The sequence below is a fragment of the Methylomonas rivi genome, assembly GCF_024505165.1.
Classification (GTDB): Bacteria; Pseudomonadota; Gammaproteobacteria; order Methylococcales; family Methylomonadaceae; genus Methylomonas; species Methylomonas rivi.
In genome coordinates this window covers 1-15,052 of the sequence record NZ_JANIBK010000096.1, presented here as the reverse complement: position 1 = coordinate 15,052, position 15,052 = coordinate 1, and the positions used below count along the sequence as shown (strand labels likewise).

Annotated in this window: 11 protein-coding genes and 1 tRNA gene; all 12 read left to right on the top strand. The window is 48.7% G+C overall.

All coding sequences use genetic code 11. From position 1 onward, the window contains the following. Positions 1–46 precede the first annotated feature (46 nt). Positions 47–122: transfer RNA gene (locus NP596_RS15000), tRNA-Trp, on the top strand. A 36-nt stretch (positions 123–158) separates the two neighbouring features. Then, positions 159–539 (top strand): preprotein translocase subunit SecE, encoded by a 381-nt coding sequence (gene secE, locus NP596_RS14995; RefSeq protein ID WP_256616193.1) that lies wholly within the window; start codon positions 159–161, stop codon positions 537–539. Further along, the gene (nusG, locus tag NP596_RS14990) at positions 539–1,072 is read left to right on the top strand and encodes a transcription termination/antitermination protein NusG (protein WP_256616192.1); all 534 of its coding nucleotides are present in this window, start codon (positions 539–541) and stop codon (positions 1,070–1,072) included. Before secE ends, nusG begins: the two co-directional genes overlap by 1 nt. 101 nt (positions 1,073–1,173) lie before the next feature. Then, positions 1,174–1,605 (top strand): 50S ribosomal protein L11, encoded by a 432-nt coding sequence (gene rplK, locus NP596_RS14985; protein WP_256616191.1) that lies wholly within the window; start codon positions 1,174–1,176, stop codon positions 1,603–1,605. Then, positions 1,605–2,300, top strand: coding sequence for a 50S ribosomal protein L1 (gene rplA / locus NP596_RS14980; protein ID WP_256616190.1), 696 nt, complete (start codon positions 1,605–1,607; stop codon positions 2,298–2,300). The genes rplK and rplA overlap by 1 nt, the downstream gene beginning before the upstream one ends. A 176-nt stretch (positions 2,301–2,476) precedes the next feature. Continuing rightward, positions 2,477–2,971: a 50S ribosomal protein L10 gene (gene rplJ / locus NP596_RS14975; RefSeq protein WP_256616189.1), complete on the top strand. Its 495-nt coding sequence runs from the start codon at positions 2,477–2,479 to the stop codon at positions 2,969–2,971. A gap of 47 nt (positions 2,972–3,018) precedes the next feature. Next, positions 3,019–3,387, top strand: a complete 369-nt coding sequence (rplL, locus tag NP596_RS14970; protein WP_256616188.1) for a 50S ribosomal protein L7/L12 — start codon at positions 3,019–3,021, stop codon at positions 3,385–3,387. Positions 3,388–3,515: 128 nt separating this feature from the next. Then, on the top strand, positions 3,516–7,592 hold the full coding sequence (gene rpoB / locus NP596_RS14965) for a DNA-directed RNA polymerase subunit beta (RefSeq protein WP_256616187.1): 4,077 nt from the start codon (positions 3,516–3,518) through the stop codon (positions 7,590–7,592). 64 nt (positions 7,593–7,656) lie between these two features. After that, entirely contained in the window at positions 7,657–11,892 is a 4,236-nt protein-coding gene (gene rpoC, locus NP596_RS14960) for a DNA-directed RNA polymerase subunit beta' (RefSeq protein ID WP_305891787.1), read from the top strand. Between the two features lie 151 nt (positions 11,893–12,043). Beyond that, positions 12,044–12,418 carry a 30S ribosomal protein S12 gene (gene rpsL, locus NP596_RS14955; protein ID WP_013820393.1) on the top strand — a complete coding sequence of 125 codons (375 nt, stop codon included), beginning with the start codon at positions 12,044–12,046 and terminating at the stop codon, positions 12,416–12,418. Between the two features lie 13 nt (positions 12,419–12,431). Further along, entirely contained in the window at positions 12,432–12,902 is a 471-nt protein-coding gene (gene rpsG / locus NP596_RS14950) for a 30S ribosomal protein S7 (protein WP_256616186.1), read from the top strand. A 25-nt stretch (positions 12,903–12,927) separates the two neighbouring features. Beyond that, positions 12,928–15,024 (top strand): elongation factor G, encoded by a 2,097-nt coding sequence (gene fusA, locus NP596_RS14945; RefSeq protein WP_256616185.1) that lies wholly within the window; start codon positions 12,928–12,930, stop codon positions 15,022–15,024. Positions 15,025–15,052: the final 28 nt, after the last annotated feature.

Genomic DNA, 15,052 nt, shown 5'->3' with positions numbered 1-15,052 from the left:
TATTATCGAATAATAGAAAGGAACCTTTTAGTAGTTTTTTCTGAATAGGTCAGTAGTTCAATTGGTAGAGCAGCGGTCTCCAAAACCGCAAGTTGGGGGTTCGAGTCCCTCCTGGCCTGCCATTCAGAAGATTATCCAAATATTTCCCAAGTAGAAAAATGAACGCACAAGCAGAACAGGTTGCTTCTGTAACCGATATTGTGAAACTGGTCTTATGCCCGCTGGTTATAATCGCAGGCGTGGTTGCGTTCTACCACTTCTCGGATTTGCTGCTGCTGTACCGGGTTTTAGGCTTGGTAGTAATTGTATCCATGGCTATTGGTATGTGCTTTACCACCGCAAAAGGTAGAGCTGTTTGGCAGTTTATGCACGAAGCCAAGTTGGAAGTAAGGCGGGTTGTTTGGCCGACGCGCGATGAAACTGTGCGGACAACATTGTTAGTTTTTGCAATGGTATTCATCGTGGGATTGATTCTCTGGTTGTTAGACATGTTTTTATTTTGGGCTATACAGCTTCTGATGAGTCAGGGGATACAATAATGGCGCTACGTTGGTATGTAGTACATGCGTACTCGAATTACGAAAACAAGGTCAAGCAAGCGATAGAAGAGCGGATTAAACGCGATGGCTTGGAAGAGTATTTCGGCAAGATTCTGGTGCCAACCGAAGAAGTTGTTGAAATGAAAATGGGTCAGCAACGTAAAAGCGAGCGAAAGTTTTTTCCCGGTTATGTGCTGGTTCAAATGGAATTGAATGATGAAACATGGCATTTGGTGAGAAATGTTCCGAGAGTGCTTGGCTTTATCGGTGGTGCGTCGGATAAGCCTTCTCCAATTACGGATAAGGAAGCGATGGCTATCCTGAATAGAGTAGAAGAAGGTTTTAACAAGCCTAGGCCCAAAGTGTTATTTGAGGTCGGCGAGGTTGTGCGCATTATTGATGGTCCGTTTAAAGACTTCAACGGTAGTATTGAGGAAGTTAATTACGAGAAAAGCCGTCTTAGAGTTTCGGTTTTAATATTTGGTCGATCAACGCCAGTCGAGCTTGAATTTGTACAGGTTGAAAAAGCATAACATCGTAAAAATTTAATTAATGAATCCCTGTCATTTTAGGTGGCAGGGATTTTTGTTTGTTGGGGAGCTTAAAAGCGTTTGCACCCGTGTTGGAGTAGAAAATGGCAAAAAAAATCGATTCGTATATTAAGCTGCAGGTAAAAGCAGGCGAGGCAAATCCGAGTCCACCAGTCGGTCCGGCTCTGGGTCAACGCGGCGTGAATATCATGGAATTCTGTAAAGCATTTAACGCTCGCACTCAGGAAGTAGAAAAAGGCCTTCCTCTGCCTGTTGTTATTACTGTTTACAGTGACAAAAGTTTTACATTCATCACCAAAACCCCACCAGCGTCGATCTTGTTGAAAAAAGCGGCAGGCATCAAGAGCGGTAGCAGCAAGCCTAATTCAAACAAAGTAGGTACCGTGACTCGTGAGCAATTGGAAGAAATCGCCAAAACCAAAATGGAAGATTTGAATGCTGCCGATATGGATGCGGCGATCAGAATCATTGCGGGAAGCGCTCGCAGCATGGGTTTGAACGTGGAGGGCGTGTAATGGCAAAAATTAGCAAAAAAGCAAAAGCGATCAAAGCGAAAGTTTCCGGAAGCAAGCAATATTCGGTAGCGGAAGCTGTGAGCCTGTTAAAAGAATTTGCCAACAGCAAATTTGATGAGTCGCTCGATGTCAGCGTTAACTTAGGCGTTGACCCGCGCAAATCCGATCAAAACGTACGCGGCGCTTCAGTGTTGCCAAACGGTACGGGAAAAACGGTCCGCGTGGCAGTGTTTACGCAAGGCCCAAATGCGGATGCAGCCAAAGAGGCGGGCGCGGATGTGGTCGGTATGGATGACTTGGCGGAACAAGTTAAACGCGGCGAGATGAATTTTGATGTGGTTATTGCTTCGCCGGACGCCATGCGCGTGGTCGGACAATTAGGTCAAATCCTGGGGCCAAGAGGCTTAATGCCCAACCCGAAAGTTGGCACGGTTACTCCCGATGTGGCTACTGCCGTGAAAAACGCCAAATCAGGCCAGGTTAGATACCGTACCGATAAATCGGGTATTATTCACTGTTCAATTGGCAAAGTGTCGTTTGATGAAAATGCCATCAAACAAAACCTGGAATTTCTGATTGCTGACTTGAAAAAGGCCAAACCAACAGCGGCTAAAGGCGTTTATCTGAAAAAAATTTCGCTGTCTTCAACCATGGGCCCGGGTCTGTGGATTGATCAAACCAGTCTCGAAATCTAAATACAAAAAACTTTGGGTTGCCGTTACTTCGGCAACCGTCAAAGACCGTAGGTGCCTAAGGCTTAATTATCCTACGCAGGCGGGTGCTGGAACCAATAGGTGAAAGAAACCGTAGGGGCATCGCAAGATGCGTTTCATAGCTCCTGATTGATTTCAGGAAACTACCGGAGGTAGATGTGGCACTCAATTTAGATAGCAAAAAAGTTGTCGTAGAGGAAGTTGCTGAATTCGCCGCTAAAGCTCATTCCGCAATCGCTGCGGAATATCGTGGTTTGACCGTTACCGAGCTTACCGAGCTGCGGAAAACCGCGAGAGAAACGGGCGTATATTTGCGAGTGGTCAAAAACACACTGGCAAAACGCGCGGTCGTTGGAACTGAGTTCGAATGCATGCAGGAAGGACTGGTTGGTCCTCTCATTCTTGCGTTTTCAATGGAAGATCCTGGCTGCGCTGCGCGCTTGGTTCATGAATTCGCAAAAACGCATAAAAATCTGATTGCGAAAGTTGTAGCAATTGGCGGACAAGCATTTGATGGTTCAGAGCTTGAGCGCTTGGCGAGATTGCCAACGCGTGATCAAGGTATCAGCATGCTGATGTCGGTCATGAAAGCGCCGGTTGAGAAACTGGCTCGCACGCTGGCTGCACTTAGAGATGAGAGAGAAGCGGCATAATTTCGCGTCAACTAGTTAATACGCATTAAATTTTAGAGGAATACACAATGGCAATTTCACAACAAGACATCTTAGATGCAGTTGCAAACATGACTGTGATGGAAATCGTTGATCTGATTTCAGCGATGGAAGAAAAATTCGGCGTTTCCGCCGCGGCTGCGGTCGCTGTTGCTGCGCCAGCTGCTGCTGCCGTAGTTGAAGAGCAAACCGAATTCGACGTTATCCTGACCGGTTTCGGCGAAAACAAAGTAGCAGTCATTAAAGCGGTTCGCGGCCTGACAGGCTTGGGCTTGAAAGAAGCCAAAGACGCCGTGGAAGGTGCACCGACCACTGTAAAAGAGGGCGTAAGCAAAGCGGAAGCGGAAGCTGCCAAAAAAGAACTTGAAGGCGCAGGCGCAACAGCCGAGATCAAATAAGTATCTTGACCGCATATCAGGCATAAGCCTACCAAACCGGGCTGACGGTATTTTTACCGTCGGCCTTTTACTGCTTGTATGACTAAGCAGTACTAAATAATCTCTGACGACGAAGGTATAGAAGCAATATGGCCTATTCTTTTACCGAAAAAAAGCGTATCCGTAATAATTTTGGGAAAGGTTCCGAAGTACTGGACGTTCCTTATCTTTTGGCAACACAAATTGATTCGTATGCAAGTTTCTTGCAATCGGGCATGCAGCCCGAAAAAAGGCGTAATCAAGGCTTGCATGCTGCATTTTCAAGCGTATTTCCAGTGGTCAGCCACTCGGGTTATGCCGTGCTTGAATATGTGAAATATCGCTTGGGGGAACCCGCTTTCGATGTAAGAGAGTGCCAGCAACGCGGCGCTACTTATTCCGCTCCGCTCAGAGTGCTGGTGCGGCTGGTGATTTACGACAAGGATGCGCCGGCTAATACTAAAGTCGTAAAAGATATTCGCGAACAAGAAGTCTACATGGGTGAGTTGCCTCTGATGACAGATAACGGCACCTTTGTAATCAATGGTACCGAGCGCGTTATCGTTTCGCAATTACATCGTTCGCCTGGGGTGTTTTTTGACCACGACAAGGGTAAAACCCACTCATCCGGTAAGTTGTTATTCAATGCGCGAGTGATCCCCTACCGTGGCTCATGGCTGGATTTTGAATTCGATCATAAAGACGCCGTGTATGTGCGTATAGACAGACGCCGGAAAATTCCCGCAACCATTTTGTTGCGCGCCTTGGGATACGACAACGAAGAAATGATTAATATTTTCTTCGAAACCAACAAGTTTTCGTTGGATGCCGATAAGTTCATGTTCCACGTCATACCGGACAGGTTGCGCGGTGAAATGGCGGTATTCGACATCAAGCATGACGGCGCCGTTCTTATCGAAGAAGGCCGTCGTATTACGGCTAAACACATCCGTCAATTGGAAAAAGCCGGCGTCACGGAAATCGAAGTGCCCAGGGATTATCTTTACGGAAAAATTCTGGGGCACAACATCATCGACAAGTCGACCGGCGAATTGATCGCCAATGTCAACGATGAAATTACCGAGCCGCTTTTGCAAAAATTGATCGAGGCTAATGTCGGCGAAATCAATACGCTATATGTTAATGATTTAGACCGCGGCCCCTATATTTCCAATGCCATGCGATTGGACACCACGACCAACCGCTTGGAAGCCTTGGTCGAAATTTACCGCATGATGCGTCCTGGCGAGCCGCCCACTGTGGAATCGGCCGAGAATCTGTTCGAAAATTTGTTTTTTACCGACGAGCGTTACGATTTGTCGGCCGTGGGCCGGATGAAATTCAACCGCCGTTTGGGCCGCGACGAAATTGAGGGTACCGGAACCTTGAGCAAGGAAGACATCATCGATGTCTTGAAGGAATTGATCAAGATTAGAAACGGCAACGGCGTAGTCGACGATATCGACCATTTGGGCAACAGACGGGTGCGCTCGGTCGGTGAAATGATCGAAAACCAATTCCGCATTGGTTTGGTGCGGGTAGAGCGCGCGGTCAGAGAGCGTTTGACCCTGGCTGACTCGGAAGGCTTGATGCCTCAAGAGATCATCAATGCCAAACCGGTTTCCGCCGCGGTAAAAGAATTCTTTGGTTCCAGTCAGCTGTCGCAGTTTATGGATCAAAACAACCCGCTGTCGCAGGTCACCCATAAACGCCGTGTTTCTGCGCTGGGTCCGGGCGGTTTGGCGCGCGAGCGAGCCGGTTTCGAGGTACGGGACGTACACACCACCCATTATGGCCGGGTGTGTCCGATCGAGACGCCAGAGGGGCCGAATATCGGTTTGATCAATTCATTGTCCGTGTATGCGCGTACCAATGAATACGGCTTCTTGGAAACGCCGTACCGGAAGGTTATCAATGGCTTGGTGACCGATCAAGTGGATTATATTTCCGCGATTGAGGAAGGCGAGTTCGTCATTGCGCAGGCCAGTGTGGCCGTCGATGAAAATGGAAAATTAGTCGAAGGCTTGGTGTCTTGCCGTTACAAGGACGAGTTTACCTTGGCGTCGTCCGATACCGTGCAATACATGGACGTGTCTTCAAAGCAGATCGTATCCGTCGCGGCGTCCATCATTCCGTTCCTTGAGCATGACGACGCCAACCGGGCCTTGATGGGATCCAACATGCAACGTCAAGCCGTGCCGACCTTACGCGCTGAAAAACCGCTCGTCGGAACCGGTATGGAAAGGGTCGTTGCCAAGGACTCGGGCGTGGCTGTGGTTGCGACTCGTGGCGGTACAATCGAAGCCGTCGATGCCGGCCGTATCGTGGTCAGGGCCAATGACGATGAAACCATTCCTGGCGTGCCCGGCGTGGATATTTACAACCTGATCAAATACACCCGTTCCAACCAAAACACCTGTATCAACCAAAGACCCTTGGTCAAGTTGGGCGATATAGTCACCAAGGGCGATATCCTGGCCGATGGTCCATCCACCGATTTAGGCGAGTTGGCATTGGGTCAAAATATGTTGATCGCGTTCATGCCTTGGAATGGCTATAACTTCGAAGACTCTATTTTGGTGTCCGAGCGGGTTGTGAAGGAAGATAGATTCACAACCATTCATATCGAAGAAAAAACCTGTGTCGCACGCGAAACCAAACACAGTCCGGAAGAAATTACCGCCGATATTCCGAATGTCAGTGAGGAAGCGCTGTCCAAATTGGATGAATCCGGCATCGTTTACGTCGGCGCCGAAGTCAAAGGCGGCGATATCTTAGTGGGTAAAGTGACGCCGAAAGGCGAGACCCAGTTGACCCCCGAGGAAAAACTGCTGCGGGCGATTTTCGGTGAAAAAGCGGCCGATGTAAAAGATACTTCGCTGCGGGTGCCGAATAACGTCAGAGGGACCGTCATCGATGTGCAGGTCTTTACCCGCGATGGGGTTAAAAAGGACAAACGCGCATTAGAAATCGAAGAGGCCGAAATCAAGCGTTACCGTAAGGATTTGGATGATCAGCTAAAAATTGTTGAGCACGATATTTTTGCCCGCGTTAAAACTTTGTTGACCGGTAAAAAAGCCGAAAAAGGTCCGAACGGTCTGAAAAAAGGCGAAGAAATCTCGGCCGAATATTTGGATGGTCTGACGCATTCCGAATTGCTGAAGATCAGAACCCAGGATGAAGATGCTAATGTGCAATTGGAATCTGTTGCGGAGCAGGTTGAACAGCAGCGTAAGGAATTTGACGAGCGTTTCGAAACCAAAAAGAAAAAAATCACCATGGGTGACGATTTGGCCCCGGGTGTTTTGAAAATGGTCAAGGTCTATTTGGCGGTTAAAAAACGCATTCAACCCGGCGATAAAATGGCGGGCCGGCACGGTAACAAGGGGGTTATCTCCCAAATCGTCCCGATTGAAGATATGCCTTATACTGCCGACGGTAACCCGGTCGACATTTTACTGAATCCGTTGGGTGTGCCTTCCCGGATGAACGTCGGTCAGGTGTTGGAAACGCATCTGGGTTGGGCCTCGAAAGGATTGGGTATCAAGATCGGCAAAATGTTGGAAATGCAGGCCAAGGTCAATGAGATTCGCGAGTTTCTGGAAAAAATCTATAACTGCAGCGGCAGGAAAGAAGACTTGGTGTCGTTTTCCGATAAAGAGATCCTTGAATTGGCGTTGAATCTGGTGGGCGGCGTGCCCATGGCAACACCGGTATTTGACGGCGCATCCGAAGAAGACATTCGTACCATGTTGCGTTTGGCCGATTTACCCGAGCATGGTCAAACTGTCTTGTACGATGGCTTGACGGGTGAGCCTTTCGAGCGGGAAGTGACGGTCGGTTATATGTATATGCTGAAACTGAACCACTTGGTGGACGACAAAATGCATGCGCGTTCAACAGGGCCTTACAGTTTGGTTACTCAACAACCGTTAGGCGGTAAAGCGCAATTCGGCGGCCAACGTTTCGGTGAGATGGAGGTATGGGCACTGGAAGCTTATGGCGCAGCCTATACATTGCAGGAAATGCTCACCGTCAAGTCGGACGATGTCACCGGTAGAACCCGGATGTATAAAAACATCGTCGATGGTAATCACACAATGGAAGCCGGTATGCCGGAGTCCTTCAACGTATTGATTAAGGAGATACGTTCGTTGGCGGTTAATATCGAAATGGGGCAGGAATAACCTGCTTCAAACGCTATAACTGAGTTCCGGGCAATTATGGGTAACATTTAAAGAGGATAAACTCTTGAAAGATTTAATGAATTTCTTAAAGCGTCAAGGTCGTACCGATGATTTTGACACTATCCGAATTGGCTTGGCTTCGCCGGACATGATTCGTTCATGGTCGTACGGCGAGGTGAAAAAGCCGGAGACCATCAATTACCGTACTTTCAAGCCGGAAAGAGATGGCTTGTTTTGCGCCAAAATTTTTGGACCGATCAGCGACTACGAGTGCTTGTGCGGAAAATACAAGCGCCTAAAACATAGGGGCGTCATCTGCGAAAAATGCGGCGTGGAAGTCACGCTGTCTAAAGTGCGCCGGGAAAGAATGGGGCATATAGAACTGGCGAGTCCGGTTGCGCACATATGGTTTTTGAAATCCCTGCCGTCCCGGATCGCTCTATTGTTGGATATGACGCTACGTTCTATAGAGCGGGTGTTGTATTTCGAAACATTCGTGGTTACCGATCCCGGCATGTCGCCTTTGGAAAAAGGTCAATTGCTGACGGACGAAGAGTACTTGAATGCGGTTGAGGAGCACGGCGATGATTTCGTGGCCAAAATGGGCGCGGAAGCGGTCTATGACTTGCTGAAATCGATCGATCTGAAAGAAGAGATCAATACCCTGCGGGAAGAGATCAATTCGACCAGTTCGGATACCAAAATCAAGAAGTTTTCCAAGCGCCTGAAAGTCATCGATTCGTTATTGGCGTCAAACAATCGTCCGGAATGGATGATCATGCAGGTGTTGCCTGTATTGCCGCCCGAGTTGCGTCCGTTGGTGCCGTTGGATGGCGGCCGTTTTGCCACATCCGACCTGAATGACTTATATCGCCGGGTTATCAATAGAAACAATCGTCTAACGCGTTTGTTGGATTTGAACGCGCCGGATATCATCGTCCGCAACGAAAAACGCATGCTGCAAGAAGCCGTGGATGCGTTGTTGGATAACGGCCGCCGCGGCCGCGCGATTACCGGCAGCAATAGACGCCCTTTGAAATCCTTGGCTGATATGATCAAGGGCAAACAAGGCCGTTTCCGTCAAAACCTGTTAGGTAAACGGGTCGATTATTCCGGCCGTTCAGTTATTGTGGTCGGTCCGACATTAAGATTGCATCAGTGCGGTTTGCCGAAAAAAATGGCCTTGGAATTATTCAAGCCGTTTATTTTCAGTAAATTGCAATTGCGCGGTTTGGCTACGACTATCAAAGCCGCCAAAAAAATGGTGGAGCGGGAAGGCGCCGAGGTATGGGACATTCTGGAAGAAGTGATCCGTGAACATCCGGTATTACTGAATCGCGCGCCGACATTACATAGATTGGGTATTCAGGCGTTTGAGCCTACCTTGATTGAGGGAAAGGCCATCCAGTTGCACCCTTTGGTGTGTAGCGCATTTAACGCGGACTTCGATGGCGACCAGATGGCGGTGCATATTCCGTTATCCATTGAGGCGCAGTTGGAAGCGCGTACCCTGATGATGGCGACCAATAATATTTTGTCGCCAGCCAACGGCGAGCCGGTTATTAACCCTTCACAAGACGTCGTTTTGGGTTTGTACTACATCAGTCGCGAGAAAATGAACGCCAAGGGTGAAGGCAGTATCTTTACCGACTCGGCTGAGATGATGAAGGCGCTGGATAGCAAGGCCGTTGAATTGCAAAGTAAAATTGAAATTCGTGTTACCGAAAAATTAAAAAATGCGGATGGCGAATTTGAATCCATTATCAGCAGAAAGAAAACCACGGTTGGCAGGGCAATCATCTGGGACATCGTGCCCGATGGCATGCCCTATGAATTGGTCAACGTCGATATGACCAAGAAGAATATTTCCAGACTGATCAACTATAGCTATCGCTATCTGGGCATCAAGGAAACGGTTATTTTGGCGGACCAGATCATGTATCTGGGCTTCCGGTATGCAACGCGCTCCGGTGTGTCTTTTGGTATCGAAGATATGGAAATTCCGGCTAAAAAAGCCGATATCATTCGATCCGCGGAAGCCGAAGTGAATGAAATCCAGAATCAATATTCCTCCGGTTTGGTAACCGACGGCGAGCGTTACAACAAGGTTGTCGATATTTGGTCGCGCGCCAACGATCAAGTGGCTAAAGTCATGATGGAAGGCTTGGGCGAAGATGTGGTCGTGGATGAGAAAGGCAATGCGCTGAAGGATGAAAACGGCAAATTGCTGACGCAGAAATCGTTCAACTCAATCTTCATGATGGCTGAATCAGGAGCGCGGGGGTCCGCGGCGCAGATCAGGCAGTTGGCGGGTATGCGTGGTTTGATGGCGAAGCCGGACGGCTCCATCATCGAAACGCCTATTACGGCGAATTTCCGTGAAGGATTGGACGTACTGCAATACTTTATTTCTACCCATGGCGCTCGTAAAGGCTTGGCGGATACCGCGCTTAAAACCGCAAACTCGGGTTATCTAACCCGGCGTCTGGTGGATGTGGCGCAGGACTTAGTAATTGCGGAGACCGATTGCGGTACCGAAAACGGTTTAACCATGATGCCTATCATCGAAGGCGGCGACGTTGTCGAGCCATTGGTTGAGCGGGTATTGGGCCGTGTAGCGGCTGTCGATGTGACCGAGCAGGGTAGCGACAAGGTCTTGATTCCGGCCGGTACGATGATCGATGAAAATTTGGTGTCCGTATTGGAAGAAAACGGCATCGATAAAATGATCGTCCGTTCCGTGATTACGTGTGAATCGCGCCAAGGTGTTTGCGCCAAATGTTATGGCCGTGACTTAGGTCGGGGACACTTGGTGAACATCGGCGAAGCGGTCGGTGTCGTCGCGGCGCAGTCCATAGGCGAGCCCGGCACCCAGCTGACCATGCGTACCTTCCATATCGGCGGCGCGGCATCCAGATCGGCGGCGGTCAGCAATGTTCAGGTCAAATCTGCCGGTTCCGTGAAGCTGAATAACATGAAAACCGTCAAAAACAGAGAGAATAATCTGGTAGCTGTTTCCCGGTCCGGTGAAGTGGGTGTTATGGATGATTACGGTCGGGAGCGAGAGCGTTACAAAATCCCTTATGGAGCGGTGCTGTCGATTCAAGACGGTAGCGCCGTAAAAGCCGGCGATATTATTGTTAATTGGGATCCTCATACGCATCCGGTCATTACCGAGGTGGACGGTTTCATTCAGTTGCATGACTTTATCGACGGTGTCACCGTACAAGAGCAATCGGACGAAGTGACTGGTTTGACGTCGCGCGTCGTCACCGATCCTAAACAAAGAAGCTCGGCCGGTAAGGAACTGCGGCCGATGGTGCGGTTGATCGATGAACATGGCGGGCTGATTAATTTGCCAGGTACGGATATTCCCGCGCAATACTTTTTGCCTGCCGGCGCTATCGTCGGGGTGAAAGACGGTGGAGAGGTGAGGGTTGGTGACGTTTTGGCCAGGATTCCGCAGGAATCCAGTAAAACACGCGACATCACCGGCGGTTTGCCGCGGGTTGCCGACTTGTTCGAGGCGCGCAAAACCAAAGATCCTGCTATTCTGGCGGAAGCGACCGGTATGGTTTCCTTTGGTAAAGAGACGAAGGGCAAACAAAGGGTTATCATTACCGATGCCGAAGGCGAGCAATATGAAACGTTGATACCAAAATGGCGTCATATCACCGTGTTTGAGGGTGAGTTCGTCGAAAAAGGAGAAACGATCGCGGAAGGCGAATTGACTCCTCACGATATTTTGCGGCTCAGAGGTATCGAAGAGTTGGCCGATTATCTGGTTAAGGAAATTCAAGATGTTTACCGCCTACAAGGGGTGAAAATCAACGATAAGCACATTGAAGCGATTATTCGTCAAATGCTGCGCAAAGTTGAGATCACTGCTTCGGGTGAAACAGACTTTGTTAAGGGCGAGCAGGTTGAGCGCAGCTTGATGAATGCGGTCAATGATCAGGCCGAAAGAGACGGTAAAATTCCCGCCAGTTACGAATCCATGCTATTGGGGATTACTAAGGCATCGCTGGCTACCGAATCCTTTATCTCGGCCGCTTCTTTCCAAGAGACGACCCGTGTTCTTACCGATGCCGCGGTTAGGGGTATCAGCGATAGTTTGAATGGATTGAAGGAAAACGTTATTGTGGGCAGGCTGATACCGGCCGGTACAGGTTTGGCTTATCATGAGCAGCGGCGCAAAAGAAGATCGATCGACGCAGTTACTGAAAGTGACGCAGCAATGAGTGCTGTAGAGGCTGTCGATGTGGAAGAGGCCTTAAAGCAGGCATTAAATATAGAGTAAAAATAACTAAAACTTCTTGACCGTGTAGGGAAGTAGGGGTATTATGCTCTGCTCACATGAGTCAAGAGATTTGGGTCTGGCAACCGTGGCCTGCGATTAGCTTGTTTGCGGGTTTTTGTTTGTTACAAATTGCATATCGGAGTAATTAAGAATGGCCACGATCAATCAGTTGGTCCGTAAGCCTCGCGCTAAAAAAATCGAAAAAACCAATGTTCCTGCATTGGAAGCATGTCCTCAAAGAAGAGGTGTGTGTACCCGTGTTTATACCACAACGCCTAAAAAGCCGAATTCGGCGCTGCGTAAAGTGGCAAGGGTAAGGTTGACCAACGGTGCCGAGGTGAGTAGTTACATCGGTGGCGAGGGGCATAATCTGCAGGAGCACTCTGTGGTGTTGATCCGTGGCGGCCGTGTTAAGGATTTGCCGGGTGTGCGGTACCACGTTGTTCGGGGAAGTCTGGATACTTCCGGTGTAAAAGATAGAAAGTGTGGTCGCTCCAAGTATGGCGCGAAAAGACCTAAAAAATAAGGGCTGGTAATAAATGTCTAGAAGAAGAGTAGCAGCAAAACGTGTAATCAATCCTGATCCGCGTTTCGGTAGCGACATGCTGTCTAAGTTCATGAATATGATCATGCAGGACGGTAAGAAATCAGTTGCTGAAAAAATTGTTTATGGAGCTTTGGATGTTATTGAAAGCAAAGGCCATAAGGAATCCTTGGAATTGGTTGCTAAGGCGCTTGAAAATGTTCAGCCTCGGGTTGAGGTGAAGTCGCGCCGTGTGGGCGGTGCAACTTATCAAGTGCCGGTCGAGGTTCGTCCGGCTAGACGCGTTGCTTTGTCAATGCGTTGGTTGATTGATGCGGCTAGAAAACGTAATGAAAGAACCATGGCTTCTAAGTTGGCGGGCGAATTGCTAGATGCTTCCGAAGGTCGCGGAGCTGCGGCTAAAAAACGTGAAGATACGCATAGAATGGCTGAAGCGAATAAAGCTTTTGCGCACTACCGCTGGTAAGCATTAGTAAATTTAGGTTGTTGTGATGGCACGGAATACGCCAATCGAGCTTTATCGAAATATAGGGATAATGGCTCATATTGATGCCGGAAAAACAACAACAACCGAACGTATCTTGTTTTACACCGGTGTTTCGCACAAGATCGGCGAAGTGCATGATGGGGCTGCCACCATGGATTGGATGGAGCAAGAGCAAGAGCGGGGGATAACCATTACTTCCGCCGCTACAACGTGCTTTTGGTCTGGTAAGGATAAGCAGTATCCTCAGCACCGTATCAACATTATTGATACGCCGGGCCATGTTGATTTTACGATTGAGGTTGAGCGCTCTCTGCGGGTCCTTGATGGTGCGTGCGCGGTGTTTTGCGCTGTTGGTGGTGTCGAGCCTCAATCGGAAGCGGTTTGGCGCCAGGCCAATAAATATCATGTGCCGCGATTGGCTTTCGTCAATAAGATGGATCGGACGGGGGCGGATTTTTTGCGTGTGGTAAGGCAAATCAATAGCCGGCTCGGCGCCTCTGTTGTAGCCATGCAACTGCCTATTGGCGCAGAAGAGTCTTTTGAAGGTGTTATAGATTTAATAAGTCTGAAGGCGATTTATTGGGGGCAGTCGGATTTAGGTGTTACCCATGAAGAAAGGGAAATTCCGGCAAGCTTGCTGAAAGAAGCTCAGGAGTATAGGGAAAAACTTGTTGAGATAGCGGCAGAGGGTTCCGAGCAGTTGACTGAAAAATACCTCGAAGACGGGGATTTGTCGGTTGAAGAGATTAAGCGGGGCATTAGATTGCAGGTTTTGCGGACTGATCTGGTTCCTGTTTATTGTGGATCGGCCTTTAAAAACAAAGGCATTCAATGCGTCCTTGATGGAATAATTGAATATTTGCCGTCGCCAGTCGATAAGCCGGCGATAAAAGGATTTGTTGATGGCGTCGAATCCCAGGAATTACGCTTGGCCAGTGATGATCAGCCGTTTTCGGCGCTAGCATTTAAAATCGCATCGGATCCCTTCGTTGGGATTTTGACATTTTTCAGGGTTTATTCTGGGGTGTTGGCGTCCGGAGACGCGATATTGAACGCGGCAAAAGCAAAAAGAGAGCGCGTTGGTCGAATCGTGCAAATGCACGCCAATAGTCGCGAAGAGGTTAAAGAAGTTCGGGCTGGAGATATTGCGGCTGTAATCGGTTTGAAGGATGTAACCACGGGTGACACGTTTTGCGCGATGGATGCTCCCATCTTGCTGGAGAAAATGGAGTTCCCGGAGCCGGTGATTTCAATAGCCGTGGAACCGAAAACAAAAGCCGACCAAGACAAGATGGGAAGCGCTCTAGCCAGGTTGGCTCAGGAAGATCCGTCTTTTAGGGTTTCTACGGATGGCGAGTCTGGGCAAACCATTATTTCCGGGATGGGTGAGCTGCATCTGGAAATAATAGTCGATAGAATGAAAAGGGAATTTAACGTGGTTGCCAACGTGGGCGCGCCGCAGGTGGCCTATCGCGAGACTATTAAAAAGACAGTGGAATGCGAAGGGAAATTTATTAGGCAAACAGGGGGGCGTGGCCAGTATGGGCATGTCTGGTTGCGCATAGAGCCGAGGGAGTTAGGTAGCGGATATGTCTTTGAAAATCAAGTGGTGGGTGGTTCAATACCAAAAGAATTTATACCTGCGGTAGATAAAGGCATACAAGAACAAATGGAAAATGGCATAATAGCCGGCTTCCCTGTAGTAGATGTAAAAGTTAGTTTGTTCGATGGGTCTTATCATGATGTGGATTCGAATGAAATGGCTTTCAAAATTGCAGGATCGATTGCCTTCAGGGATGGGGCGGAAACTGCAAAACCTGTGTTGCTGGAACCCATTATGAAAGTTGAAGTAGTGACTCCAGAGGATTATATGGGTGAGGTTGTCGGAGATATCAATCGACGTAGAGGCGTAATTCATGGCATGGCGGATGTTCCCGCTGGTAAGGCGGTTGAATGCGAGGTTCCGTTGGCTGAGATGTTCGGTTACGCAACCGATTTGAGGTCGGCAACTCAAGGAAGAGCAACATACAGTATGCAGTTTGAAAAATATAACGAAGCACCTGCAAATATTGCGGAAGCTATTATTAGAAAAGTATCTTAGTTCTTTATAAATATTAGGTATTGACTCA